General features: G+C 71.1%; 18 protein-coding genes. 11 read left to right on the top strand and 7 right to left on the bottom strand.

What is annotated here, in order from left to right:
* Position 1: 1 nt before the first annotated feature.
* Positions 2–640, top strand: a complete 639-nt coding sequence (locus A6R01_RS02825) for a PaaI family thioesterase (RefSeq protein WP_292603332.1) — start codon at positions 2–4, stop codon at positions 638–640.
* Positions 641–699: 59 nt separating this feature from the next.
* Positions 700–2,304: a fatty-acid--CoA ligase FadD8 gene (gene fadD8 / locus A6R01_RS02820; protein WP_292603330.1), complete on the top strand. Its 1,605-nt coding sequence runs from the start codon at positions 700–702 to the stop codon at positions 2,302–2,304.
* An 812-nt stretch (positions 2,305–3,116) separates the two neighbouring features.
* Here the strand turns inward: fadD8 and A6R01_RS02815 are convergent.
* On the bottom strand, positions 3,117–3,899 hold the full coding sequence (locus tag A6R01_RS02815; RefSeq protein WP_292603328.1) for a crotonase/enoyl-CoA hydratase family protein: 783 nt from the start codon (positions 3,897–3,899) through the stop codon (positions 3,117–3,119).
* 46 nt (positions 3,900–3,945) lie between these two features.
* Between A6R01_RS02815 and A6R01_RS02810 the strand changes: the two genes are divergently transcribed.
* The 3 genes from A6R01_RS02810 to A6R01_RS02800 are packed head-to-tail and all read left to right on the top strand — an operon-like array spanning position 3,946 to position 8,284.
* Positions 3,946–5,586: an acyl-CoA synthetase gene (locus tag A6R01_RS02810; RefSeq protein ID WP_292603326.1), complete on the top strand. Its 1,641-nt coding sequence runs from the start codon at positions 3,946–3,948 to the stop codon at positions 5,584–5,586.
* Between the two features lie 53 nt (positions 5,587–5,639).
* Positions 5,640–6,746 carry a nitronate monooxygenase family protein gene (locus A6R01_RS02805; protein WP_292603324.1) on the top strand — a complete coding sequence of 369 codons (1,107 nt, stop codon included), beginning with the start codon at positions 5,640–5,642 and terminating at the stop codon, positions 6,744–6,746.
* A gap of 59 nt (positions 6,747–6,805) precedes the next feature.
* Positions 6,806–8,284 carry a hypothetical protein gene (locus tag A6R01_RS02800; RefSeq protein ID WP_292603322.1) on the top strand — a complete coding sequence of 493 codons (1,479 nt, stop codon included), beginning with the start codon at positions 6,806–6,808 and terminating at the stop codon, positions 8,282–8,284.
* Between the two features lie 12 nt (positions 8,285–8,296).
* On the opposite strand, the gene fadD1 is transcribed toward A6R01_RS02800, so the two are convergent.
* Genes fadD1 through A6R01_RS02780 form a run of 4 tightly spaced genes read right to left on the bottom strand, consistent with a single transcriptional unit; the run spans position 8,297 to position 13,911 of the window.
* Positions 8,297–9,865 carry a fatty-acid--CoA ligase FadD1 gene (gene fadD1 / locus A6R01_RS02795; RefSeq protein ID WP_292603320.1) on the bottom strand — a complete coding sequence of 523 codons (1,569 nt, stop codon included), beginning with the start codon at positions 9,863–9,865 and terminating at the stop codon, positions 8,297–8,299.
* A gap of 54 nt (positions 9,866–9,919) precedes the next feature.
* Positions 9,920–11,527 carry a long-chain-fatty-acid--CoA ligase gene (locus tag A6R01_RS02790; protein WP_292603318.1) on the bottom strand — a complete coding sequence of 536 codons (1,608 nt, stop codon included), beginning with the start codon at positions 11,525–11,527 and terminating at the stop codon, positions 9,920–9,922.
* Positions 11,528–11,580: 53 nt separating this feature from the next.
* The gene (locus A6R01_RS02785; protein ID WP_292603317.1) at positions 11,581–12,684 is read right to left on the bottom strand and encodes an acyl-CoA dehydrogenase family protein; all 1,104 of its coding nucleotides are present in this window, start codon (positions 12,682–12,684) and stop codon (positions 11,581–11,583) included.
* 39 nt (positions 12,685–12,723) lie between these two features.
* Positions 12,724–13,911, bottom strand: coding sequence for an acyl-CoA dehydrogenase family protein (locus A6R01_RS02780; RefSeq protein ID WP_292603316.1), 1,188 nt, complete (start codon positions 13,909–13,911; stop codon positions 12,724–12,726).
* Between the two features lie 187 nt (positions 13,912–14,098).
* On the opposite strand from A6R01_RS02780, the gene A6R01_RS02775 reads away from it, so the two are divergent.
* From A6R01_RS02775 to A6R01_RS02765, 3 genes are read left to right on the top strand one after another with little or no spacing between them, the layout of a single operon-like run.
* The gene (locus A6R01_RS02775; protein ID WP_292603314.1) at positions 14,099–15,286 is read left to right on the top strand and encodes a Rieske 2Fe-2S domain-containing protein; all 1,188 of its coding nucleotides are present in this window, start codon (positions 14,099–14,101) and stop codon (positions 15,284–15,286) included.
* A gap of 1 nt (position 15,287) precedes the next feature.
* On the top strand, positions 15,288–15,593 hold the full coding sequence (locus tag A6R01_RS02770) for a hypothetical protein (RefSeq protein WP_292603312.1): 306 nt from the start codon (positions 15,288–15,290) through the stop codon (positions 15,591–15,593).
* A gap of 6 nt (positions 15,594–15,599) precedes the next feature.
* On the top strand, positions 15,600–16,688 hold the full coding sequence (locus A6R01_RS02765) for a ferredoxin--NADP reductase (RefSeq protein ID WP_292603310.1): 1,089 nt from the start codon (positions 15,600–15,602) through the stop codon (positions 16,686–16,688).
* Between the two features lie 25 nt (positions 16,689–16,713).
* On the opposite strand, the gene A6R01_RS02760 is transcribed toward A6R01_RS02765, so the two are convergent.
* Both A6R01_RS02760 and A6R01_RS02755 read right to left on the bottom strand, forming a co-directional pair.
* Positions 16,714–17,388 (bottom strand): MBL fold metallo-hydrolase, encoded by a 675-nt coding sequence (locus A6R01_RS02760; RefSeq protein WP_292603308.1) that lies wholly within the window; start codon positions 17,386–17,388, stop codon positions 16,714–16,716.
* Positions 17,388–18,113, bottom strand: a complete 726-nt coding sequence (locus A6R01_RS02755) for a maleylpyruvate isomerase family mycothiol-dependent enzyme (RefSeq protein ID WP_292603306.1) — start codon at positions 18,111–18,113, stop codon at positions 17,388–17,390. The genes A6R01_RS02760 and A6R01_RS02755 overlap by 1 nt, the downstream gene beginning before the upstream one ends.
* Positions 18,114–18,314: 201 nt before the next feature.
* On the opposite strand from A6R01_RS02755, the gene uvrA reads away from it, so the two are divergent.
* The 3 genes from uvrA (at position 18,315) to uvrC (ending at position 24,108) form a co-directional block, all read left to right on the top strand.
* Entirely contained in the window at positions 18,315–21,368 is a 3,054-nt protein-coding gene (uvrA, locus tag A6R01_RS02750; RefSeq protein ID WP_292603304.1) for an excinuclease ABC subunit UvrA, read from the top strand.
* 73 nt (positions 21,369–21,441) lie between these two features.
* Positions 21,442–21,966, top strand: coding sequence for a Rieske (2Fe-2S) protein (locus A6R01_RS02745; protein ID WP_292603302.1), 525 nt, complete (start codon positions 21,442–21,444; stop codon positions 21,964–21,966).
* A gap of 123 nt (positions 21,967–22,089) precedes the next feature.
* On the top strand, positions 22,090–24,108 hold the full coding sequence (uvrC, locus tag A6R01_RS02740) for an excinuclease ABC subunit UvrC (RefSeq protein ID WP_292603300.1): 2,019 nt from the start codon (positions 22,090–22,092) through the stop codon (positions 24,106–24,108).
* Position 24,109: the final 1 nt, after the last annotated feature.

The raw sequence follows: 24,109 nt of genomic DNA, 5'->3' as shown, positions 1-24,109 counted from the left end.
GATGACCGAGGTCATCGGGCTCAGCGCCTTCGCGCACTCCGACCTGCCCACTGCGGAGGTCGACCGGCAGCAGGAGGTGTACGACGCGCTCGCCGACGCCGTCCGCGGGCTCGTCGACGCCACCATCCGCTCGACGGTGCCGGAGGAGCGCATCAGGTCCGTCGAGGAGCGGGTGCGCGCGCTGACCGAGGAGCTGCGTGCCGAGCAGCTGCCCGGCCCGTTCGGCATCCACTACAACGACGAGGGCCGCTCCTGGAACTGGGGCAACGCCGTCGTCGGTCGTCGCAACGCGATCGCCCCGCCGCTGGAGCTGCTCGAGCGGCCCGGGGGAGGGCTGCGCACCGAGGTCGAGCTGGGTGCGGCGTACGAAGGTCCGCCGGGGCTGGTCCATGGCGGCGTCACCATGCTGCTCCTGGACCACCTCATGGGCGAGGTCGGCAGCGACGGCCACCGCCGGGTCACGATGACCGGCACGCTCACGGGTCGGTACGCCGCTCCGACGCCGCTCGGCCCGGTCGTGCTGGAGGGCTGGATCGCCCGCGAGGAGGGCCGCAAGGTCTTCGTCGAGGCGACGCTCGGCACGCCGGACCAGGTCACGGTCGAGGCGCACGGCGTGTTCATCATCCCGTCCTGGGCCTGAGACGACCCGCCGGCGGACCACCCTGGCGCAGAACTGGAACACGTTCTAGTGTCGCCCCCATGAGCGACCTGGACACCCTGCGCACCGGCACCCACAACGGCCACCTCATGGTCGCCGCCCTCAAGCGGCACCGCACCAAGCCCGTCATGCACCTCGGTGACACGGTGCTGACCGGCGGCGAGACGGCGGCGCGGATCAGCCAGTACGCCCAGGCGTTCGAGTCCCTCGACGCCGGTCGTGGCACGGCTGGCGCGCTGCTGGCGCTGAACCGACCCGAGGTGCTGTTCATCCTCGGCGCCGGCCAGACCCAGGGCTACCGACGCACCTCGCTGCACCCGCTCGGCTCGCTGGACGACCACGCCTACGTCATCAACGACGCCGAGATCAGCGTGCTGGTCGTCGACCCGGTCTTCGCCGACCGTGCCGCAGGCCTCCTGGAGAAGTGCCCCGGCCTCAAGCAGGTCCTCACCATCGGGCCGGTGCCCGACCAGCTCGCCCACGTCGGCAAGGACCTCGTGGCCACGGCTGCGGAGTTCGAGCCGAAGCCGCTGGAGGCGGTGCTGCTCCCGCCCGACCACATCACCTCGATCACCTACACGGGCGGCACCACCGGCAAGCCCAAGGGCGTCATCGGCCTGGCGCAGTCGTTCTCGACGATGACCGCGGTCCAGCTCTCGGAGTGGGAGTGGCCGACCAACCCCAAGTTCCTCATGTGCACCCCGCTCTCGCACGCGGGTGCGGCGTTCTTCGCCCCGACCGTCATCAAGGGCGGTGAGCTGCACGTGCTGACCAAGTTCGACCCGGCCGAGGTGCTGCGCGTGATCGAGGAGGAGAAGATCACCGCCACCATGCTGGTGCCCTCGATGCTCTACGCGCTGATGGACCACCCCGACAGCCGCACCCGCGACCTGTCCTCGCTGGAGACGGTCTACTACGGCGCCTCGGCGATCAACCCGGTGCGGCTGAAGGAGGCCATCGAGCGGTTCGGCCCGATCTTCGCGCAGTACTACGGCCAGTCCGAGGCCCCGATGGTCATCACCTACCTGTCCAAGGAGGACCACGCCGAGGCCGTCGCGACCGGCAACGACGCACGCCTCTCTTCCTGCGGTCGGCCCGCGGCGATGCTCCGCACCGCGCTGCTCGGCGAGGACGGCAACCCGGTCCCCGTCGGCGAGCCGGGGGAGATCTGCGTCGCCGGCCCGCTGCTCTCCGGCGGCTACTGGAAGCTGCCCGAGGTCACCGCCGAGACCTTCCGCGACGGCTGGATGCACACCGGCGACGTGGCGCGCGAGGACGAGGACGGCTTCTGGTACATCGTCGACCGCACCAAGGACATGATCGTCACCGGCGGGTTCAACGTCTTCCCGCGCGAGGTCGAGGACGTCGTCGCCGAGCACCCCGCGATCGCCCAGGTCGGGGTGATCGGCACCCCGCACGAGAAGTTCGGCGAGGCGGTCACCGCCGTCGTCGTGATGCGCGAGGGCCACGAGCTCACCGACGCGGTGATCGCCGAGATCCAGGAGATGGTCAAGGACCGCAAGGGCTCGGTGCAGGCGCCCAAGCAGGTCATCGCCACCGACGCCCTGCCGCTCACCGGCCTCGGCAAGCCGGACAAGAAGGCGCTGCGCGCGCAGTTCTGGACCGGGGACCGCTCGGTCGGCTGACCCCGTCGTCTCCGGCCGCGGATCTGCGAGGACGGACTTCAGCAACCATCGTCACGTCCGGTGCGTCATAGGGGAGTGGCGCGCATGACCATCGACCGAGGGACCGACCGGATCATCGCGCTCGCCATGACGCCGATCTGGAGACGGGCGCGGTGACCACGACCCGTGCGTCCGCCGCCGGGTTCGTCACAGCTTCGTGGATCCCCGGGACCACGATGGTGGCGTGGCGTGGAACGACGCTCTACCTCGTCACGGGCGAGTCCACGCGCACACCTTGGCGCTCGGCAGATCAGGTCGGGTTCGAGCCTGATGGCACGCCGGTCCTCGTCGCGGCTGACATCGACGGCAGCGCCGTTCTCTCGAGTGGAACGGGGACGAGCGTGTGGCCCGCGCTCCTGTGGTCGATGTCGACGTCTCCTCCAGCCGTCACGTGGGTGTGAGCTCGAACGCTGCTGGTGGCGGTTCCGCAGGACGGAGCTGCCACCGTCGTCGATGCGCGGACCGGCGCCACCGTCGGCGAACTCAGACACGGTCGCGGAGTCCTCGCCTACACCGACCAGTGGATCGACGACGAGACGCTGTTCGTTGCTGCGGCGCCGTACTTGCTGGCCTGGCGCCCTGTGTCCGGTGCGCTACTCAGGGTCGCAGATGCCCGGACTCCGGGGGCTACTGGGACGTCGATCTCGTCCCGCCCCCACGTCGGGTGGCGTCCGCGGGTCCGTGACCGAACCTTGAAGTTGGACGCTGTTGTTCCATCGTCCAGCGGCAAGGTTCATCGGCCGGCCGATAAACCTTGCCGCCCCGCCGGGCCGTCAGCGGCCCTGGAACTCCGGCTTGCGCTTCTCCAGGAACGCCCGCGGGCCCTCCTTGGCGTCGTCGGAGGAGAAGACCGCCGCGCCGACCTTCGCGTCGTCGGCCCAGCACTCCTCCTCGTGCTTGCCCTCGGAGTCGCGCATCGTCTTGAGGATCGCCTGGACCGCGAGCGGGCCGTTGGCGGCGATCATGTCGGCGATCTCGCGTGCCTTCTCCAGAGCCGAGCCGTCGGGGACGACGTGGCCGATGAGGCCGAGCTCCTTGGCCTCGGCGGCCATCAGCGTGCGCCCGGTCAGCAGCAGCTCGGCGGCCACGGTGTAGGGGATCTGGCGGGGGAGCCGGACCGCGGAGCCGCCCATCGGGTAGAGCGACCAGCGGGCCTCCGCGACGCCGAACTTCGCCGACTCGCCGGCGACCCGGATGTCGGTGCCCTGCAGGATCTCGGTCCCGCCGGCGATCGCCGGACCCTCCACCGCGGCGACGAGCGGCTTGGTGAGCCGGAAGCCCTTGAGGAGCCCCTTGATGACCGAGGGATCGAACTCGCCGGACTCGAAGCTGTCCGAGGGTGGCTTCTCGTTCGCGGTCTTCAGGTCCATCCCGGCGCAGAAGTAGCCGCCCGCGCCGGTGAGGATGCAGACGCGGATCGAGTCGTCGGAGTTCACCCGGTCCCAGGCGTCCTCCATGATCCGCAGCATCTCGCTCGAGAGCGCGTTGCGGCGCTCGGGACGGTTCATGGTCACGGTCAGGACGTGGCCGTCCTGCTCCACCAGGCAGTCAGTCATGGCGGTGATGCTAGCCACAAACGAGAACGTGTTCTAGTCTGCGGTCGTGGCCCTCAACATCGCTGACCTGTTCGAGCACGCGGTCGACGCCGCCCCCGACAACCCCGCCGTCAAGGTGGGCGATCGCATCGCGACGTACGCCGACCTGGAGGCCGAGTCCAACCGGCTCGCGCACTACCTGCAGAGCCAGGGCGTCGGCCCCGGCGACCACGTGGCGATCTACGCCAAGAACTCCGTCGAGCACGTCGTCGCCGTGCTCGCCACGGTCAAGATCCGTGCGGTGACGATCAACGTCAACTACCGCTACGTCGAGGGGGAGCTCAACTACCTCTTCGACAACGCCGACGTGGTCGCCGTGGTCTTCGAGCGCTCCTACGCACCGCTGCTGGCCGCGGTCGCGCCCAACCACGAGAAGCTCAGGACCTTCGTGGCGATCCCCGACGCGATCGACCCAGACGACGCCTCGGACATCTCCTCCTTCGGCGGTGTGCTGTACGCCGACGCCATCGCCGACCAGAGCGCCGAGCGGGACTTCGCCGAGCGCAGCGCCGACGACCTCCACATCATCTACACCGGTGGCACGACCGGGTTCCCCAAGGGCGTCATGTGGCGCCACGAGGACTTCTGGCGCGTGCTCGGCGGCGGCATCGACTTCTACACCGGCGAGCCGCTGGAGGAGTACGACCAGTCCAAGCAGGCCACCGACCCGCGGATGACGACCTTCCCGCTCAGCCCGCTGATGCACGGCGGCGCCCAGGCCGGCCTGCTCATGCATCTGTTCGCCGGCCACCTCACGGTGCTCGAGCCGAAGTTCGACCCCCAGCGCACCTGGGAGATCATCGAGGCCGACAAGGTCCAGTTGATCTTCATGACCGGCGACGCGATGGCGCGGCCGCTCATCGAGGAGTACGAGCGCAAGAAGGCCACCGGCACGCCGTACGACGGCAGCAGCCTGTTCGCGATCTCCAGCTCGGCCGCGATCTTCTCCCCGCCGGTCAAGAAGCGCTGGATGGACGAGTTCACCGGCGCGGTCTTCACCGACTCCATCGGTGCGACCGAGACCGGCTTCTCGGGCATGGGCATGCAGGACAAGGACGCCATCAGCACCGACGGCCCGGTCGTCGCGCTCGGTCCCGCATCGGTCGTGCTCGACGAGGACAACCGTCCGATCCCGATAACCGAGATCGGCAGGATCGGGCGTCTGGCCCGCGGCGGCAACATCCCGCAGGGCTACTACAAGGACCCGGAGAAGTCCGCGGCGACCTTCATCGAGGTCGACGGCACCCGCTACTCCGTGCCCGGCGACTTCGCCCGCATCGAGGCCGACGGCAAGGTGACGCTGCTCGGCCGCGGCTCCAACTGCGTCAACACCGGCGGCGAGAAGGTCTACCCCGAAGAGGTCGAGATGGCCATCAAGGGTCACCCGGCCGTCTACGACACCCTGGTCGTCGGCATCCCCGACGCCACCTACGGCCAGGCCGTCGCCGCCGTCGTGGAGCTCCGCGACGGGCAGAGCCTCGAGCTCGAGGAGCTGCGCGAGTACCTCCGCGCCCACCTGTCTGGCTACAAGCTGCCCCGGTCGCTCACGGTCGTCGACACGATCCCTCGCAACGCCACCGGCAAGGCGCAGTACCCCGCGGCCAAGGAGATGGCGCTCGCCGCCCAGGCCGCGCCCACCGCCGGCTGACCGGCCGTCCGACCCGCACCCGCCTCCCCACCACCTGCCAGGAGAGACCTGACATGCGCACCCCGATCTGCGACGAGTTCGGCATCGAGTACCCCATCCTCGCCTTCACCCCCTCCGAGCACGTGGCGGCGGCCGTGTCGCGTGCCGGCGGCCTGGGGGTCCTGGGCTGTGTCCGGTTCAACGACACCGAGGAGCTCGACCGGACCCTCACGTGGATGGACGAGAACACCGACGGCAAGCCGTACGGCGTCGACGTTGTCATGCCCATGAAGATCCCCACCGAGGGCACCTCGACCGACCTGTCGAGCTACATCCCCGAGGAGCACAAGAAGTTCGTCGACGAGACGCTGCTCAAGCTCGGCGTGCCGCCGCTCCCGGAGGGCGAGGGCCGAGAGGGCGTGCTCGGGTGGCTGCACTCGATGGCCCGCTCGCACGTCGACGTGGCGCTGCAGCACCGCCCGGTCTTCATCGCCAACGCGCTCGGCTCGCCGCCGGTCGACGTGATCGAGCAGTGCCACGCGGGTGGCCTCAAGGTCGGCGCCCTGGCCGGTGCCCCCAAGCACGCGCTGAGCCACGTGGCCAACGGCGTGGACATCATCATCGCGCAGGGCTACGAGGCCGGCGGCCACACCGGTGAGATCGCCTCGATGGTGCTCACCCCGGACATCGTCGACGCCGTCGGCCCCGACGTCCCGGTGCTCGGCGCCGGTGGCATCGGCTCCGGTCGCCAGGTCGCCGCCTCCCTGGCCCTCGGCGCCCAGGGCGTGTGGACCGGGTCGATCTGGCTCGGCACCGAGGAGTACCGCAACCTCTCGGCCAACCACTCCGCCTGGGAGACGGCCTTCACCCGCGCCACGTCGGCCGACACCGTGCGCACCCGCGTCTACACCGGCAAGCCGGCCCGCCTGCTCAAGACCAAGTGGACCGAGGCCTGGGCGGAGGAGGGCGCCCCGCAGCCGCTGCCGATGCCGCTGCAGAACCTCCTGGTCGCCGAGGCGCACAACCGGATCGTCGCCTCGAACGACCCCGACGTGATCTCGATGCCCGTCGGCCAGATCGTGGGCCGGATGAACGAGGTGCGTCCGGTCGCCGACGTCATGGCCAGCCTGGTGGCCGAGTTCGAGGAGGCCGTCGCCGCCCTCAACAAGGTCAACGGCTGAGCGTTCCCAGTCACTGGTCGAGGCCCCGAGCGAGCGCTCGGGGCCTTAGCCTTTCCGGTGTGACGGACGCAACTCGCTCTGGTGGTCCCTGGCGTCGCCTCGCCCTGGTCGGCGTCGCCCTCGCGCTCGGCGGCGGGGGCCTGGTGGCGCAGGGCGGCACGGTCTCGGCGGACGACCCGTTCCCCAAGCCGGTGCCGCAGGCCCGCTGCGGCAAGGGGTCGAACCCGGAGACCGACATCCAGGGCCGGGTGCCGCGGGCCGACTACCGCTCGGGTCGGGCGGCCGAGGGCTACACCTGCAACACCAAGGAGCTGGCCCACGAGGGCGGCTCCGGCGGGTTCAAGGTGCTGCGCTACACCGACGAGCAGGGCAACACCTGCGCGTTCTACGACAACACGCTGCTCTTCCCACGCGACGTCGTGAACAACCTGACGACCGGCCAGGGCACCGTCGTGCTCGACATGAACGAGCCGCGACGGCCCGTGCGCACCACGACGCTGGACTCCCCAGCGATGGTGAGCCCGCACGAGACGCTGCTGGTCAACCGCAAGCGCGGCCTGCTCGCCGCGGTGCTGGGCACGGCTGCGACGTACCCCGGCGTCCTGGACGTGTACGACGTCAGCCAGGACTGCCGCGACGCGCAGCTGCTCTCCTCGACCCTGTCGGGGGTGCTCGGCCACGAGTCGGGCTGGTCCAACGACGGGCTGACGTTCTACAGCTCCAGCACCGTCGCCTCGCTGGCCGCCATCGACCTGACCGACCCCGCGGACCCGCAGGTGCTCACCACCCAGTGGGGCGTGAACTACCACGGCATGCGGCTCTCCGACGACGGCCGCACCCTCTACGCCGCCAACATCGGCGACGTCGGCCCGACCGGGGTCACCGACGGTGGCATCGCGATCCTCGACGTCTCCCAGGTGCAGGACCGGGTCGAGGACCCCGACATCACGATCCTGTCGAAGCTCACCTGGCCCGAGCACTCGATCCCGCAGGTCGCCGAGCCGTTCACGCGCAAGGGCCGGCACTACGTCCTGGAGATCGACGAGTTCGTCGACTTCTTCGAGGCCACCAACGCGCTGGCCTACCCGGGCTCGCCGGTGGGCGTCGCGCGCATCATCGACGTCGAGGACCCGACCGACCCGAAGGTCGTCTCCAACATCCGCCTCGAGGTGCACCAGCCCGAGAACCGCGCCGGCGCCCAGCTCCGCGACCCGGGCGCCTGGTTCCCCGCGCAGGGGTACGCCGGGCACTACTGCTCGCTGCCGAAACGCCGCAACCCCAAGCTGGCCGGCTGCTCGATGATCGCCTCGGGACTGCGGCTCTTCGACATCCGCGACGTCGAGCACCCGCGCGAGGTCGGCTACTTCAACAAGCCGCTGATCCCCGGTGGTGCCCTGAAGCTGCCGACGCTCGGTGGCGCCTACGCGATGTCGGCACCGGCGTACGACCGCAGGCGCGGCCAGGTCTGGTACACCGACACCAACTCCGGCTTCTACAACGTCAAGCTCACCAACGGCCTGAAGAAGCTGCTCCGCTGACCCCTTCTGGCCTCAGGCGTACGCCGTCCCGCGCTCCTCGCGCGTCCACAGCTCACCGTCGCCGGCGGTGACGCCCTGCGCCATCAGCTCGCGCTTGAGCACCTTGTTGGTGGCGGTGGCGGGCAGGTCGTGGTTGATCCGGACGTAGCGCGGCCAGGCCTTGGGGGAGAGGTCGGGCTGCTCGCGCAGGAACGACTCGAACTCCGCCTGGGTGACCTTCTCGCCCTCGTTGAGCACCATCGCGGCCATCACCTGGTCGCCGACCTGGGCGTCGCGGACGGCGTAGACCGCCACGCGGTTGAGGGCGGGGAGCCGCTGCAGGATGCGCTCGATGGGGCCGGCGGCGAGGTTCTCGCCGTCCACGCGCATCCAGTCGGCGGTGCGGCCGGCGAGGTAGATCCAGCCGTCGGCGTCCTTGTAGGCCAGGTCGCCGGACCAGTACATCCCGTGCCGCATCCGGTCTGCGTTGGCGTCGGGGTCGTTGTAGTAGCCCTGGAAGTAGCCGCCGCCGGTGGTGTTGACCAGCTCGCCGACCGCCTCGTCGGCGTTGAGGAGCGCGCCGTGCTCGTCGAAGCGTGCGACCGGGCACTCGGTGACGGTCTCGGCGTCGTAGATCGCGACACCGTCCATGCCCTTGCCGATCGAGCCCGGCGGGGTGCCGGGCTCGCGCAGGATGATGATCGCCAGCTCGGTGGAGCCGAAGCCGTCCATGACGTCGCAGTCGAAGCGGCGGGCGAACTCGGCGATGTCGCGGTCGCTGGCCTCGTTGCCGAAGGCGACGCGCAGGGTGTTGTCGGCGTCGTCGTCGCGCTCGGGCGTGGCCAGGACGTAGGCCAGCGGCTTGCCGACGTAGTTCATGTAGGTGACGCCGTAGGCGCGCACGTCGTCGAGGAAGCGCGAGGCCGAGAACCTCGTCGGCACCATCGTCGCCCCGCAGCCGACGGCGACCGCCCAGCCGGCGACGACGGCGTTGGAGTGGAACAGCGGCATCGAGAGGTAGCAGACGTCGTCGGGGGTCATCGAGAACCGGTCGACCAGGTTGAGCCCGGAGAAGAGCACCATCAGGTGCGCCACCTGCACCGCCTTGGGGTCCCCGGAGGTGCCCGAGGTGAAGATCATCATGAAGGTGTCCATCGCCTCGACCTCGCGCAGCGGGGTCAGGTCGCCGGCGCCTGCGACCTCCTGCGCCCAGGCGTCGGAGCCGACGTCCACGACCCTGACGTCACCGAGGTCGACGCCCTCCAGCAGCGGCAGGTGCTCGGCGTCGGTGAGCAGCAGCTGGCACTCCGCGCGGCGTACGTCGGCCGAGAGGCCCTCGCCGCGGCGGGTCGTGTTGATGCCGCACAGGACGTAGCCGCCGAGACCCGCGCCAGCCATCGCCCGCAGCATCGCAGGGGAGTTGCCCAAGAGCGTGCCGACGTGCGGCGCACGCTGGGCGTCGAGCGCGGCGATCACGGCAGCCGCCTCTGCCGAGGCCTCGGCCAGGTGTTCGCGCCAGGTCCAGGTCCGGTCAGGGGTCGCGATGGCGGTGCCGTCGTCCTCCAGTCGGTCCCGAAGCATCTGCTGCACGTTCTCGGCCACACGTCCCCCTCGTAGAACACGTTCTAGTTGACGCGTGTCAACGTATGGCGCCCGTCACACCTGGTCAAGCACCTCGCCGAGATCGGTGACGTCGACGTACGCCGTTCCGCGCTCCTCCCGCTCCAGGAGACGTCCGCGGCCGGCCACCGGCCCCTGCGCCGCCAGCTCGCGCTTGAGCACCTTGGTCGTCGCGGTCCGGGGCAGCTCGTCGAGGTCGGCGAGCAGCCGGACCCAGCGGGGACGGCCCTTGGTCGGCAGGTCGGCCTGCTCGTCGAGGAAGCGTGCGACCTCGTCGGCGGCGAGCGGACGCTCCGTCAGCAGCGCTGCGACGACCTGGTCGCCGACCCCCAGCGGGCCGGGGTCCGGCACCGCGTACACCGCCGCCTGGGCCACGGCGGGGTGCCGCAGCCAGATCCGCTCGAGCGGGGCGGCCGCGAGGTTCTCGCCGTCCACGCGCATCCAGTCGGCGGTCCGCCCGGCGAAGTAGACCCACCCCTCGGCGTCGCGGTAGGCCAGGTCGCCCGACCAGTACATCCCGCCGCGCATCCGCTCGGCCTCGGCGTCGGGGTCGCCGTAGTAGCCGGCGAAGGCGCCGGCGCCGGTGGTGTTGACCAGCTCGCCGATCGCCACGTCGCCGTTGGTGAGCCGCCCGGCGCCGTCGAACTCCGCGTCGGGCACCGGCTCCCCGGTCTCGGGGTCCAGCACCGCCACGCCCGGCAGGGGACGGCCGAGGGCGCCCGCCGGCATGCCGGGCTGGCGCTGCACGATGACGGCGTTCTCCGTGGAGGAGTAGGAGTCGACGACCGTGCACCCGAAGCGGCGCCCGAACTCGTCGATGGCGCGCTCGTTGGCCTCGTTGCCGAAGACCAGCCGCAACGGGTTGTCGGCGTCGTCGTCGCGTTCAGGCGTGGCCAGCACGTAGGACAGCGGCTTGCCGACGTAGTTGGCGTACGTCGCCCCGAAACGACGCACGTCGGGCAGGAACCCGGAGGCGCTGAACCGGCGGGCCAGCGCCACGGTGGCGCCACCGGCCAGTGCGGGCGCCCACCCGGCCATCACGGCGTTGGAGTGGAACAGCGGCATCGACAGGTAGGCGGTGTCGTCGCCGCTCAACCCGAAGCGCTCGGCCAGCATCACCCCCGGGCCGGCCACCTTCGCGTGCGTCACGCGCACGGCCTTCGGGTCGCCCGAGGTCCCCGAGGTGAAGATCAGCATCAGCAGGTCGTCGGGCCCGACCGGCCCCTCGTGGGGTCCGGCGCCCTGGTGGTGGTCGAGCAGCCGGATCCAGTCAGGGCAGTCGACCGGGACCACGGGCACGTCGTCCAGGGCATCGACCAGGTCGGGCTGCTCGTCGAGGTGCTGGGCGTCGGTGAGGACGAGCTGGCAGTCGGTGCGGCGTACGTCGGAGGCCAACGCGGCTCCGCGGCGGGTCGGGTTGAGCCCGACCACCACGAGGCCCCCGAGCGCCGCGGCGCCCAGGGTCAGCAGGAAGTCGGGGGTGTTCTCCAGCAGGACCCCCACGTGGGGCGGTCGCCCGTCGTCGAGCAGGCTGCGCAGCGCGGCGGCCCGCTGGTGCCCCTGCGCCACGACCTCGGCCCACGACAGCCGCTCACCCTCGAACAGCAGGCCGTCCCCGTGGTCGTCCGCGCGTGCCAGGAGCATGTTTCGGACGCTGGTCTCGACGCCCGCTCGCTGCTCGACCACCGCGGCGGGGCTCAGACCGGCTCGGCCGCGAGCACCCGCCCGATGGCGAGCGCCTGCTCGGTGGTGCCGCCGAACGCGAACTCCAGCCGCTTGGCGGTGGTGAAGTAGCGGTGCGCCTCGCCGTCGAGGTCGATGCCGACACCGCCGTGCACGTGGACGGTCGTGTGGGCGAGCCTGTGCGCCGCGTCGGCCGCCCAGAGCTTGGCGATCGCCACCTCGGTCTCCGAGGGCAGCCCCTCGGCCAGCCGCCACGCCGCGGACCAGAGGGTGAGTCGCTGGCCCAGCACGTCGATGTAGCCGTCGGCCAGGCGCTGCGAGACGGCCTGGAAGGTGCCGATCGGGCGGCCGAACTGCTCACGCGTCTTGGCGTACTGCGCGGTCAGGCGCAGGGCGCCCTCGGTGATCCCCAGCAGCTCAGCGCCGGTCGCGACCGTGACCAGGTCGCCGAGGCGACGGGCGGTGCTGCCGTCGAGGTCGCCCACGAGGGTCGCCGGAGCCTCCTCGAGGTCGAGCCGGGCGACCGTGTCGCCGTCGCTGGTGCGCCCCGGGGTGGTGCGCACGCCGTCGGCGCCTGCTTCCACCAGGAAGACGCCGACGCCCTCGGACGTCCCCGCGCTCACGAGGTACGCCGCTGCGCTGGTGCCCGCGCGGACCAGCGACTTCGCGCCGGAGACCGACCAGCCCGAGCCGGTGCTGCTCGCGGTGGTGACCGGGAGCGCGGGCAGGTGCGAGCGCTCCTCGCTCAAGGCCACGGTGAGGACCTGCTCGCCGGAGGCGGCACCCGGGAGCCAGGCACCGGCCAGGTCCGCGTCGGCCGACTCGGCGAGCAGCAGCGCCGCGGCGCCGTGCGTCGCGAGCGGGACCGGGGCGACGCGCTGGCCGACCTCGTGCAGCACCCGGCACAGCTCGACGAGGCCGAGCCCGGCGCCGCCGTACTGCTCCGGCACCGCGAGGGAGAGCAGGCCCGCCCCGCCGAGCGCGGCCCACAGGTCGCGGTCGAAGCGGCTGCCGTCGGCCTCGACGGCCTTCTGCCGGTCGAGGGTCACGCGGTCGTCGAGGATCGAGGCGGCCAGCGCCGCGGCGTCGTCCTGCTCGGGGGTGAAGGAGAAGTCCATGTCAGTCCGTCCTGGTGCTGGTCGAGAGGGGGCCGCGGGTCAGCGCTTCGCGGCGGGCAGGCCGAGACCGACGTAGCCGATGATGTCGCGCTGGATCTCGTTGGTGCCGCCGCCGAAGGTCATCACCAGCGAGGAGCGGAAGAAGCGCTCGAGGCGGCCGGCGATGACCGCGCCCTCGGAGTCGGCGGTGAGGCCGGCGTGCGGGCCGACGATCTCCATGAGGGACCGGTAGACCTCGGTGGCCAGCTCGGAGCCGTAGATCTTGGTGGCCGACGCCTCGGCGGGGGAGAGGTCGACGCCGCGGTCGGCGTCCGAGGCGAGCTTCCAGTTGAGCAGGGTCAGCATCTCGACGCGGGCGTGGGCGCGGCCGAGGGCGACCTGCACCCACTCGGTGTCGATGACGCGCTGGCCGTCGGGGTTCTTGGTCTGCTGCGCCCACTCGCGCACCAGCTTCACCGACTGGGTCAGCGGCGCGGAGGAGGTGAGGGCGACCCGCTCGTGGTTGAGCTGGTTGGTCATCAGCGACCACCCGCCGTTGAGCTCGCCGACCAGGTTGCCGACGGGGACTCGCACGTCCTCGTAGTAGGTGGCGCTGGTGTGGACCCCGGCGACGGTGTGCACGGGGGTGTAGGAGAAGCCGGGGGAGTCGGCCGGCACCAGGATCATCGACAGGCCCTTGTGGCGGGGCAGGTCGGGGTCGGTGCGGCACGCCATCCAGATCCAGTCGGCGTACTGGATCAGCGAGGTCCACATCTTCTGGCCGTTGATCACCCACTCGTCGCCCTCGCGGACGGCCTTGGTGCGCAGCGACGCCAGGTCGGTGCCCGAGCCGGGCTCGGAGTAGCCGATGGAGAAGTGCAGCTCGCCGGCGAGGATCTTCGGGAGGAAGTAGTCCTTCTGCTCCTGGGTGCCGTAGCGCATGATCGTCGGCCCCACCGTGTTGAGCGTCAGGTAGGGGATCGGCACGCCGAAGTCGGCTGCGACGTCGGTGAAGATCAGCTGGTCGACCATGGAGCGGTCCTGGCCGCCGTACTCCTTGGGCCAGCCGATGCCGAGCCAGCCGTCGGTCCCGAGCTGGCGGATCACGCCCTTGTAGACGCCGGCCTCGCCGAACTCGCCGGTGGCGGCGCTCAGCCCGGCACGGATCTCGGGGGTGACGAGGTTGCCGAAGTACTCCCGCAGCTCCTCTCGCAGCGCGATCTGGGCGGGTTCGAGGGCGAGGTGCATGGAGGGCTCCCGTGGGCGGAGGCGGATGTCGCTCGGATGACGCTGGAATGGCGCAGGATGGGGGCGAGACCGGGTGTGACGCTGGCCTCGCCGTCCCGAAAACTATAACCTGTTCTCGTTTTGGTCCACCGTCCCCGACGACGGACCACGTCCGGCCCCGACTCCGTCACCGACCAGGGAGGTCCTCATGACCGGCACGGCCACCCCCACCGGCACCCGCCACCTCGACCAGGGCACGCCGCCGGACCGGTACGCCCGCGGCTGGCACTGCCTCGGCCTGGCCCGCGACTTCGGCGACGGCAAGCCGCACGCGATCGACGCCTTCGGCGGCAAGCTCGTGGTCTGGCAGGACAGCAAGGGCGAGCTCAACGTGCTGGACGGCTACTGCCGGCACATGGGCGGCGACCTGACCCAGGGCACCGTCAAGGGCGACCAGATCGCCTGCCCGTTCCACGACTGGCGCTGGGGCGGCGACGGCAAGTGCAAGCAGATCCCCTACGCCCGCCGCGTCCCGCTGCGCGCCCGCACCCAGCGCTACGAGACCGCGATCCGCAACGAGTCGCTGTTCATCTGGTACGACCCCGAGGGCTCGGCCGGCGACCACGACCTGCTCCCGCCCGAGCTGCCGGGCCTCGCGTCGGGCAAGTACACCGACTGGTTCTGGGAGACCGAGCACATCGAGGGCTCCAACTGCCGCGAGCTCATCGACAACGTGGTCGACATGGCGCACTTCTACTACGTGCACTTCGCCTTCCCCACGAGCTTCCGCAACGTCTTCGAGGGCCAGCAGGCCACCCAGTTCATGGAGTCCAAGGGGCGCCCGGACGTCAGTGGCGGCTACGGGTCGGAGGAGCTGTTCCTGAAGTCCGAGGCCACCTACTACGGGCCGTCGTACATGATCAACTGGCTCTGGACCGACTACAAGGGCTTCAAGACCGAGGTCGTGCTGGTCAACACCCACATCGCGACGGGTCCCAACTCCTTCACCCTGCAGTACGGCATCCTCGTCGAGAAGCCCGAGGGCATGGACGACGAGACCGCCAACTTCATCGGCAAGAAGTACGCCGACATGTTCGGCCAGGGCTTCCTCCAGGACGTGCACATCTGGAAGAACAAGGTGCCCGTGCAGAACCCGCTCCTGTGCGAGGAGGACGGGCCGGTCTACCAGTTGCGTCGGTGGTACGAGCAGTACTACGTCGACGTCGCCGACATCACCTCCGACATGGTCGACCGCTTCGAGTTCGAGGTGGACACCACGAAGGCCAACGAGTTCTGGCAGGACGAGGTCGCCCAGAACCTCGAGAAGAAGGCGGCCGAGGACGCCGCGGGCGAGACCGAGGGCAGCGACGACCCGGCCCTGATGTCGGGCACCTGAGATGGCGTCGTTCGTCCCCAGGAGCGCCGAGACGCTCGAGGACCAGCGCCTCTACACCCAGGCCAGGCTGATCCGCGTCGAGTGCCTGGACTGCCTGGCCGCCGTGGGCGTGAAGAAGAACAGCGACCACCACACGTCGGTCCAGTGGACCGCGGAGGCCGCCGAGCAGTGCCCCGACCTCGCGCGACGGAAGGCCGAGAGGCCCGACGGGCGGCTCGCGTTCCATGCCTGCCCCCGGATGACCGCGAGCATCGAGGCCGCTGTGCGGGACGGCCGGCTGACCATCGGAGCAGAGGACGGATACTGAGCCACCGTGACCGACTCCTATGTGCTGGAGGTCGTGGAGGTCGTCGACGAGACGGCAGACGCGCGCTCCATCTCCTTCCGGGTGCCCGAGGGCGCCGAGTCCGCCTTCGAGTACAAGCCGGGCCAGTTCCTGACCCTGGCGGTGCCGAGTGACCGGGACGGCCTCGCCGCCCGCTGCTACTCGCTGTCCTCGAGCCCGCACGACGGCGGCCCGCTGACGGTCACGGTCAAGCGCACCGTCGACGGCTACGCCTCCAACTGGGTCTGTGACCACCTCGAGGTCGGCTCGACCATGCGGGTGCTGCCGCCCAGCGGCATCTTCACCCCGGCCTCGCTCGACGCCGACCTGCTGCTCTTCGCCGGCGGCAGCGGCGTCACCCCGATCATGTCGATCACCCGCACCGCGCTCGCGCACGGCTCCGGCCGGATCGTGGTGTTCTACGCCAACCGCGACGAGCGCTCGGTGATCTTCGCCGACGAGCTGAGCCGACTGGCCGCCGAGCACCCCGACCGGCTGCAGGTCGTGCACTGGCTGGAGTCCGTGCAGGGCCTGCCGACCGGCGAGCAGCTGAAGGCGTTCGCGTCGGCGTACACCACCTGGGACGCCTTCGTCTGCGGCCCGGCGCCGTTCATGAAGATGGTCGTCACCGCGTTGCGCGAGCTGGAGTTCCCCCGCGAGCGTCGCCACCAGGAGAAGTTCGTGTCGCTCGGCGGCAACCCGTTCGGTGACGTGGCAGAGGTGGCGTCGGCCGCCCAGGAGGTCGCGGAGGCCGAGTCGGAGACCGACGCGCCCGTCGAGGTGCCCGACGGCCCGCAGGCGCCGGTGCGCCTCGAGGTGGAGCTCGACGGCGAGACGCACGCGTTCGACGACTGGCAGCCGGGCAGCACGCTGCTCGAGCACCTGGAGTCCAAGGGCGTGAAGGCGCCGTACTCCTGCCGCGAGGGGGAGTGCTCGGCCTGCGCGGTCCGCCTGCTCGAGGGCGAGGTCAAGATGCTGCACAACGACGTGCTCGACGACGAGGACATCGCCGACGGCATCCGGCTGGGCTGCCAGTCGATCCCCGTCACGGACACGGTGCGCGCGACCTACTCCTGACCGGCCGCGCGGGGGGCGGGTGTGGCTACCAGCCGCGCTCGCGCCACTCCGCGAGGTGCGGGCGCTCCTCGCCGAGCACCCCGTCCTTGCCGTGCCCGGGGTAGAAGTGCGTCTCGTCGGGCAGCGTGCCGAAGACCTTCTCCTCCACGTCGTCGATGAGCTGGGCGAAGGCGTCGGCGTCCCCGAACGTCGCGCCGACCCCGCCGGGGAAGAGCGAGTCGCCCGTGAGCAGGTGCGTGCCGCCGTCCGCCGCGCGGTGCAGCAGGGCGATCGAGCCGGGGGTGTGCCCCGCGATCGCGATCACCTCGAGCTCGCAGGCGCCGACCTGCACGCGGTCCCCGTGCTCGAGGCGTACGTCGACGGGCACACCGGTCTGCTCGGTGACCGCGTCCGCGTCCGGCTCGCCGACCAGCACCTGCGCGCCGGTCCGCTCCACGACCTCGGCGAGCGCGCGGTGGTGGTCCCAGTGCTGGTGGGTCGTCACGACCGAGACGAGCCCGCCGTCCCCGACGAGGTCCAGCAGCGTGCCGGCCTCGTCGGCGGCGTCGACCAGCACCTGGTCACCGGTCTGCGCGCAGCGCAGCAGGTAGCTGTTGTTGCTCATCTTCGGGTCGACGGCGACCTTGGTGAGGGTCAGGCACCCCAGGTCGCGGGTCTGCGCGGCATCGCCCGGCGAGACGTCTCCGGTGTAGGTCCCCATCACCATGCTCCGATCTGCGGCAGCTCGCCGCCCTCACTGGTCATCCCGGTCCCGTCCCCGCGGCCGCTGAGCCACCAGGCGGCGTCGGCCGCCGTGCCCCGGACCACGGGTGCGTCGGGAGCGACGCTACCCACCTCCCGTTCCCGGTCGACGTCGGTGAGCACCAGGCGGAACCCGGGGGAGAGGTCGCGCAGACGGCCGGTCATCGCCCCCAGCGCCGCCTCGGCGAAGGCGACGGGCCAGTCGCGGTGCGAGTAGCCGACCAGCAGGTCCGCGTGGTGGATCTCGACCTCCCTCCACCGCATCGCCGGCACCGCCGCCGCGGCGAAGGTGATCCCTCCGGGGACCCGCTCGATCCGCTCGCGCCAGTGCTCCTCGCCCATCGCTGCGACGGCGTCGGCGAACCTGCTGGTGGAGGCCAGCAGCCGGTCGCGGACGGGGTGTACCTCGTCGGCCGAGAGCTCCTCGATGTCGTGGTCGCGCGCCTCGGGGGAGACGTACATCGGCACCGGCTCCCCGGCGCGCACCCCCTCCAGCGCCCCGGCCAGCCCCTCCGCGTTGAGGACCAGGTGGGCCACGAGGTGCGCACGGCTCCAGCCGGGCAGGAGGCTCGGTGCCCGCCAGCCCTCGTCGTCCAAGGAGTCGACGGACCGGACCAACCGTCGGGTGGCGTCGTGCAGGGCGTCGACGACGGCGTCGTCCATGGGGGCGGGGGTGTCACTCACCTCACCATCCTGCACCGGGCGTGCGGGGCATGAACCCCCTCGCCCGGGTGTTCCGAGGACTGTCGGTGCTGCGTGAGATGGTGCCCGACGGGCGTCGACCAGGCGGGCGGCGTACGATGACGAACACGTGTTCGAACGCGCGCGACGCGCTCGACCACCACCGACCCGGACCGCCGGGCACCGATCCCAGGAGACCTCTCTGTGGCCGACCAGCTGATCATCCGCGGCGCGCGCGAGCACAACCTCAAGGACGTCTCGATCGACCTGCCGCGCGACTCGCTCATCGTCTTCACCGGCCTCTCCGGCAGCGGCAAGTCCTCGCTGGCCTTCGACACGATCTTCGCCGAGGGCCAGCGCCGCTACGTCGAGTCGCTCTCGGCGTACGCCCGCCAGTTCCTCGGCCAGATGGACAAGCCCGACGTCGACTTCATCGAGGGCCTGTCCCCGGCGGTCTCCATCGACCAGAAGTCGACCTCGCGCAACCCGCGCTCGACGGTCGGCACCATCACCGAGGTCTACGACTACCTCCGCCTGCTCTACGCCCGTGCCGGCCGGCCACACTGCCCGACGTGCGGCGCCAAGATCGAGCGGCAGACGCCGCAGCAGATCGTCGACCGTGTCCTGACGCTGGAGGAGGGGCGCCGCTTCCAGGTGCTCGCCCCGGTCATCCGCGGCCGCAAGGGCGAGTACGTCGAGCTCTTCAGCCAGCTCCAGACGCAGGGCTTCTCCCGGGTGCGCGTCGACGGCGAGACCCACTCGCTGGACGCCCCGCCGACGCTGGACAAGAAGCTCAAGCACACCATCGAGGTGGTCGTCGACCGGCTCGCGGTCAAGGAGTCCGCCAAGCGCCGGCTCACCGACTCCGTCGAGACCGCGCTGACCCTGTCGGGCGGCCTGGTCGTGCTCGACTTCGTCGACCTCCCCGAGGACGACGAGCACCGCGAGATGCGGTTCAGCGAGAAGATGGCCTGCCCCAACGACCACACCATCGACGTCGACGAGCTCGAGCCCCGCTCGTTCTCCTTCAACTCCCCGTACGGCGCGTGCCCGGCCTGCACCGGTCTGGGCACCCGGATGGAGGTCGACGCCGAGCTGGTCGTCCCCAACCCCTCGGCGACGCTCGGCGAGGGCGCCATCCAGCCGTGGTCGCACGCCCACGTCAGCGACTACTTCCTGCGGCTGCTGGGTGCCCTGGGCGACGAGGTCGGGTTCGACCTCAACACGCCCTGGGAGGAGCTCCCGGCCAAAGCGCAGCGCTCGATCCTCGACGGGCACGGCAGCAAGGTCCACGTCGTCACCCGCAACCGCTACGGCCGTGAGCGCGCCTACTACGCCGACTTCGAGGGCGTGCGCGGCTACGTCGAGCGCCGCCACCGCGAGGCCGAGTCCGACACCAGCCGCGAGCGCTTCGAGTCGTTCATGCGCGAGGTGCCCTGCCCGACCTGCAAGGGCTCGCGCCTGAAGTCGGTCTCGCAGTCGGTCACCCTGCAGTCCGGCTCGGGCGAGCAGCGCGGCATCGCCGAGGTCTGCGCCCTGCCGATCAACGAGTCCGCCGCGTTCCTCGCCGACCTCGAGATGACCGAGCGTGAGCGGCAGATCGGCGAGCGGGTGCTCAAGGAGATCCACGAGCGGCTGCAGTTCCTGCTCGACGTGGGGCTCGACTACCTCTCCCTCGACCGGGCCTCCGGCTCGCTGTCCGGCGGCGAGGCGCAGCGCATCCGGCTGGCCACCCAGATCGGTGCCGGCCTGGTCGGTGTCCTCTACGTCCTCGACGAGCCCTCGATCGGCCTGCACCAGCGCGACAACCACCGGCTCATCGAGACCCTCGTCCGGCTCAAGGACCTCGGCAACACCCTCATCGTGGTCGAGCACGACGAGGACACGATCAAGGTGGCCGACTGGGTCGTCGACATCGGCCCAGGTGCCGGCGAGCACGGCGGCCAGGTCGTCCACAGCGGCACCGTCGACGACCTGCTGGCCCACCCCGACTCCCTGACCGGTCAGTACCTCTCGGGCCGGCGCGAGATCCCGGTCCCCGCCAAGCGCCGTCCGCGCACCGAGGGCCGCGAGCTCGCCGTCCTCGGGGCCCGTGAGCACAACCTGCGCGACGTCGACGTGACCTTCCCGCTCGGGCTGTTCGTGGCCGTGACCGGTGTCTCCGGCTCCGGCAAGTCGACCCTGGTCAACGACATCCTCTACACCTCGCTGGCCAAGCAGCTCTACAACGCGCGCACCCTGCCCGGGCGGCACAAGGCCATCACCGGCCTCGAGCACGTCGACAAGGTGATCCACGTCGACCAGTCACCGATCGGGCGCACCCCGCGGTCCAACCCGGCGACGTACACCGGTGTCTTCGACCACGTGCGCAAGCTGTTCGCGGCCACCCCCGAGGCGAAGATGCGCGGCTACCTCCAGGGCCGCTTCTCCTTCAACGTCAAGGGCGGGCGCTGCGAGGCCTGCGCCGGCGACGGCACGATCAAGATCGAGATGAACTTCCTGCCGGACGTCTACGTCCCGTGCGAGGTCTGCCACGGCGCCCGTTACAACCGCGAGACGCTCGAGGTCCACTACAAGGGCAAGACCATCGCCGAGGTCCTCGACATGCCCATCGAGGAGGCGGTGGACTTCTTCGCCGCGGTGCCGGCGATCTCGCGGCACCTCAAGACCCTGGTCGAGGTCGGCCTGGGCTACGTCCGCCTCGGTCAGCCGGCGACCACGCTCTCCGGAGGAGAGGCGCAGCGCGTCAAGCTGTCGGCCGAGCTGCAGAAGCGCTCGACCGGCCGCACCGTCTACGTCCTCGACGAGCCGACCACGGGCCTGCACTTCGAGGACATCCGCAAGCTGCTGCTCGTGCTCGGCCGACTGGTCGACGCGGGCAACACGGTGCTGGTCATCGAGCACAACCTCGACGTCATCAAGACCGCCGACTGGCTGGTCGACATGGGTCCCGAGGGCGGCTCGCGCGGCGGCACCGTCGTCGCCGAGGGCACCCCCGAGGCGGTCGCGGCCAACCCCGACAGCCACACCGGCCGCTTCCTCGCACCGCTGCTGGAGGGCAAGGAGGCCGAGCAGCCCGACGGGCTGCTGGCCGCCTCGGCCGCGCCGGCCCAGGTCCGCGCCACCCGTCGGCAGGCGGCGCAGCGCACCGCCAACGAGCGGGCGGCCGCCAAGCGGACCGCGACGAAGAAGACCGCCACGAAGAAGACGGCTGACACGAAGAAGGCGGCGGCCAAGAAGACGGTGAAGAAGGGCTGAGAGGAGTCGGTGTCCCGCGACGGGTCGGGTGCGCCTGGCTAGGCTCGGCGCACCGACCCTCGAGAGGACCCCGATGAGCCAGCCCACGGAGCCCCGCACCACTCGTCCGACCGACCAGCGCCCTACGCTCTCGCGCCGTCACGCCCTCGGCGGCGTCGCCGGTGTCGGGCTCGGGCTGCCGCTCCTCGCGGCCTGCGGCGGCGACGACTCCAGCGCCACCGACCCGGCCGGCGGCTCCGGTGCCTCCAGCGGTGGCTCGCCGTCGACGGCCGGTTCGGAGGGGGCCGAGGGCTCGGGCGGCTCGGGCGGCTCGTCCGCGTTCGCGTCGACCTCCGACGTGCCCGTCGGCAGTGGTGCGGTCTTCCCCGACGAGGGCCTCGTCGTGACCCAGCCGACCGAGGGCGAGTTCCTGGGGTTCTCGATCACCTGCACCCACCAGGGCTGCCCCGTCGACTCCGTCAGCGACGCCGGCATCAGCTGCCCCTGCCACGGCTCGATCTTCGACCTCTCCTCCGGCGCCCCGACCGCGGGTCCGGCGACCTCGGCCCTCGGCTCGGTCTCCCTGACCGTCGACGGCGACGAGATCTCCCGCGCCTGACCCCCGCCCTCCTCCCGCCGAGCCGGCGCGTCCTTCCGGAAGGTCGCGCCGGCTCGACGCGTCGCGGGGTGTCCACGGCCCCACGACGCGGGGAGTGTCCCCGGTCCCTCGTAGGCTGATCGCGTGCCCGCCCGACCGACTCCCCGCACGTCCCGCGGACCGCTGTCCTACCGTCCCGAGCCGGGGTCGATCCCGACCCAGCCGGGCGTCTACCGGTTCCGGGACGCCCAGCGCCGGGTGATCTACGTCGGCAAGGCCAAGAACCTCCGGGCCCGGCTCTCGTCGTACTTCCAGGACATCGCCAACCTGCACCAGCGCACCGCCACCATGGTCACCACCGCGGCGTCGGTGGAGTGGACCGTCGTGGCCACCGAGGTCGAGGCGCTGCAGCTGGAGTACTCCTGGATCAAGGAGTACGACCCGCGCTTCAACGTGAAGTACCGCGACGACAAGTCCTACCCCTGGCTGGCGGTGACGCTCGGCGAGGAGTTCCCGCGGGTCATGGTCGGGCGCGGCGCCAAGCGCAAGGGCACCCGCTACTTCGGCCCCTACTCCCACGCGTGGGCGATCCGGGAGACCGTCGACATCCTGCTGAGGGTCTTCCCGATGCGCTCCTGCAGCAACGGGGTGTTCAAGCGCTCCGCGCAGGTGGGGCGCCCGTGCCTGCTGGGCTACATCGACAAGTGCTCGGCCCCCTGTGTCGGCGAGGTCTCCGCCGAGGAGCACCGCGCCATCGTCGAGGACTTCTGCGACTTCATGGGCGGCCAGACCAAACCGTTCATCCGCCGCATCGAGAAGGAGATGTACGCCGCCAGCGAGGCGCTCGACTTCGAGAAGGCCGCCCGGCTGCGCGACGACCTCGGCGCCGTGCAGCGCGCCCTGGAGAAGCAGGCGGTCGTGCTGGGAGACGGCGCGGACGCCGACGTGGTCGCGCTGGCCGAGGACCCGCTCGAGGTGGCCGTCCAGGTCTTCTACGTCCGCGGCGGCCGCATCCGCGGACAGCGCGGGTGGGTGGCGGACCGGATGGACGAGGGCGAGACCCCCGACCTGGTCGAGCACTTCCTGCTCCAGCTCTACGCCGGTGACGCCGACTCGATCCCGCGGGAGGTGCTCGTGCCCGCCCTGCCGCCGGACGCGGAGACCCTCGAGGAGCTGCTGAGCGACCTGCGGGGCAGCCGGGTCCGCATCCGGGTGCCGCAGCGAGGCGACAAGCGGGCGCTGGCCGAGACGGTGGCGAAGAACGCCCAGCAGTCGCTGGCCCTGCACAAGACCAAGCGGGCCAGTGACCTCACCACCCGCAACCGCGCGCTGGAGGAGATCCAGCAGGCCCTCGAGCTCGACGACGTCCCGCTGCGCATCGAGTGCTACGACGTCTCCAACCTCCAGGGCACCGAGGTGGTCGCCTCGATGGTGGTGTTCGAGGACGGTCTGCCACGCAAGGGGGAGTACCGCAAGTTCGTCATCAAGGGTGTCGACGGGCAGAACGACGTCGCGTCGATGCACGAGGTGATCACCCGGCGCTTCCGGCGGCTGCTCGACGAGCAGGCCCGCTCGGAGCTCAAGCCCGGCACCGAGGAGTCCGGGCCGATGCTGGTCGACCCCGACACCGGCCGCCCCCGCAAGTTCGCCTACGCCCCGGGCCTGGTCGTCGTGGACGGCGGCCCGCCCCAGGTGGCCGCCGCCCAGCGGGCGCTGGACGAGCTCGGCATCGACGACGTCCCGGTCTGCGGCCTGGCGAAGCGGCTCGAGGAGGTCTGGCTGCCCGACGAGGAGGACCCGGTCATCCTCGCCCGCAGCAGCGAGGGCCTCTACCTCCTGCAGCGCATCCGCGACGAGGCCCACCGCTTCGCGATCGCCCACCACCGCAACCGTCGGTCCAAGTCGATGGTCGAGTCGGTGCTCGACGACGTGCCCGGTCTGGGAGAGGTGCGTCGTCGGACGCTGCTCAAGCACTTCGGCTCGTTGAAGAGGCTCCGGGAGGCCGACGCCGAGCAGATCGCCCAGGTGCCGGGCATCGGGGTCCGCACCGCCGAGTCGATCAAGGCGGCCGTGTCCGGCGGCGCGGGTGAGGGCGCCGAGGTCGGTGCCGGGCCTACGGTGGTCTCCGTCAACACCGCGACCGGCGAGATCGAGGAGGAGTGAC

The organism is Nocardioides sp. REDSEA-S30_B4, from assembly GCF_001627265.1.
Lineage (GTDB): Bacteria > Actinomycetota > Actinomycetes > Propionibacteriales > Nocardioidaceae > Nocardioides.
The sequence above is the reverse complement of the archived record's forward strand: the minus strand, read 5'-3'. Positions and strand labels throughout refer to the sequence as shown.

Bases quoted from the DNA above. Each gene is read 5' to 3' on its own strand.
- A6R01_RS02790 (WP_292603318.1), bottom strand. From the start codon at position 11,527: ATGCTCCTGGCACGCGCGGACGACCACGGGGACGGCCTGCTGTTCGAG.
- A6R01_RS02770 (WP_292603312.1), top strand. From the start codon at position 15,288: ATGGCGTCGTTCGTCCCCAGGAGCGCCGAGACGCTCGAGGACCAGCGC.
- A6R01_RS02785 (WP_292603317.1), bottom strand. From the start codon at position 12,684: ATGGACTTCTCCTTCACCCCCGAGCAGGACGACGCCGCGGCGCTGGCC.
- A6R01_RS02745 (WP_292603302.1), top strand. From the start codon at position 21,442: ATGAGCCAGCCCACGGAGCCCCGCACCACTCGTCCGACCGACCAGCGC.
- A6R01_RS02780 (WP_292603316.1), bottom strand. From the start codon at position 13,911: ATGCACCTCGCCCTCGAACCCGCCCAGATCGCGCTGCGAGAGGAGCTG.
- A6R01_RS02805 (WP_292603324.1), top strand. From the start codon at position 5,640: ATGCGCACCCCGATCTGCGACGAGTTCGGCATCGAGTACCCCATCCTC.
- fadD8 (WP_292603330.1), top strand. From the start codon at position 700: ATGAGCGACCTGGACACCCTGCGCACCGGCACCCACAACGGCCACCTC.
- A6R01_RS02825 (WP_292603332.1), top strand. From the start codon at position 2: ATGACCGAGGTCATCGGGCTCAGCGCCTTCGCGCACTCCGACCTGCCC.
- A6R01_RS02775 (WP_292603314.1), top strand. From the start codon at position 14,099: ATGACCGGCACGGCCACCCCCACCGGCACCCGCCACCTCGACCAGGGC.
- A6R01_RS02815 (WP_292603328.1), bottom strand. From the start codon at position 3,899: ATGACTGACTGCCTGGTGGAGCAGGACGGCCACGTCCTGACCGTGACC.
- A6R01_RS02760 (WP_292603308.1), bottom strand. From the start codon at position 17,388: ATGGGGACCTACACCGGAGACGTCTCGCCGGGCGATGCCGCGCAGACC.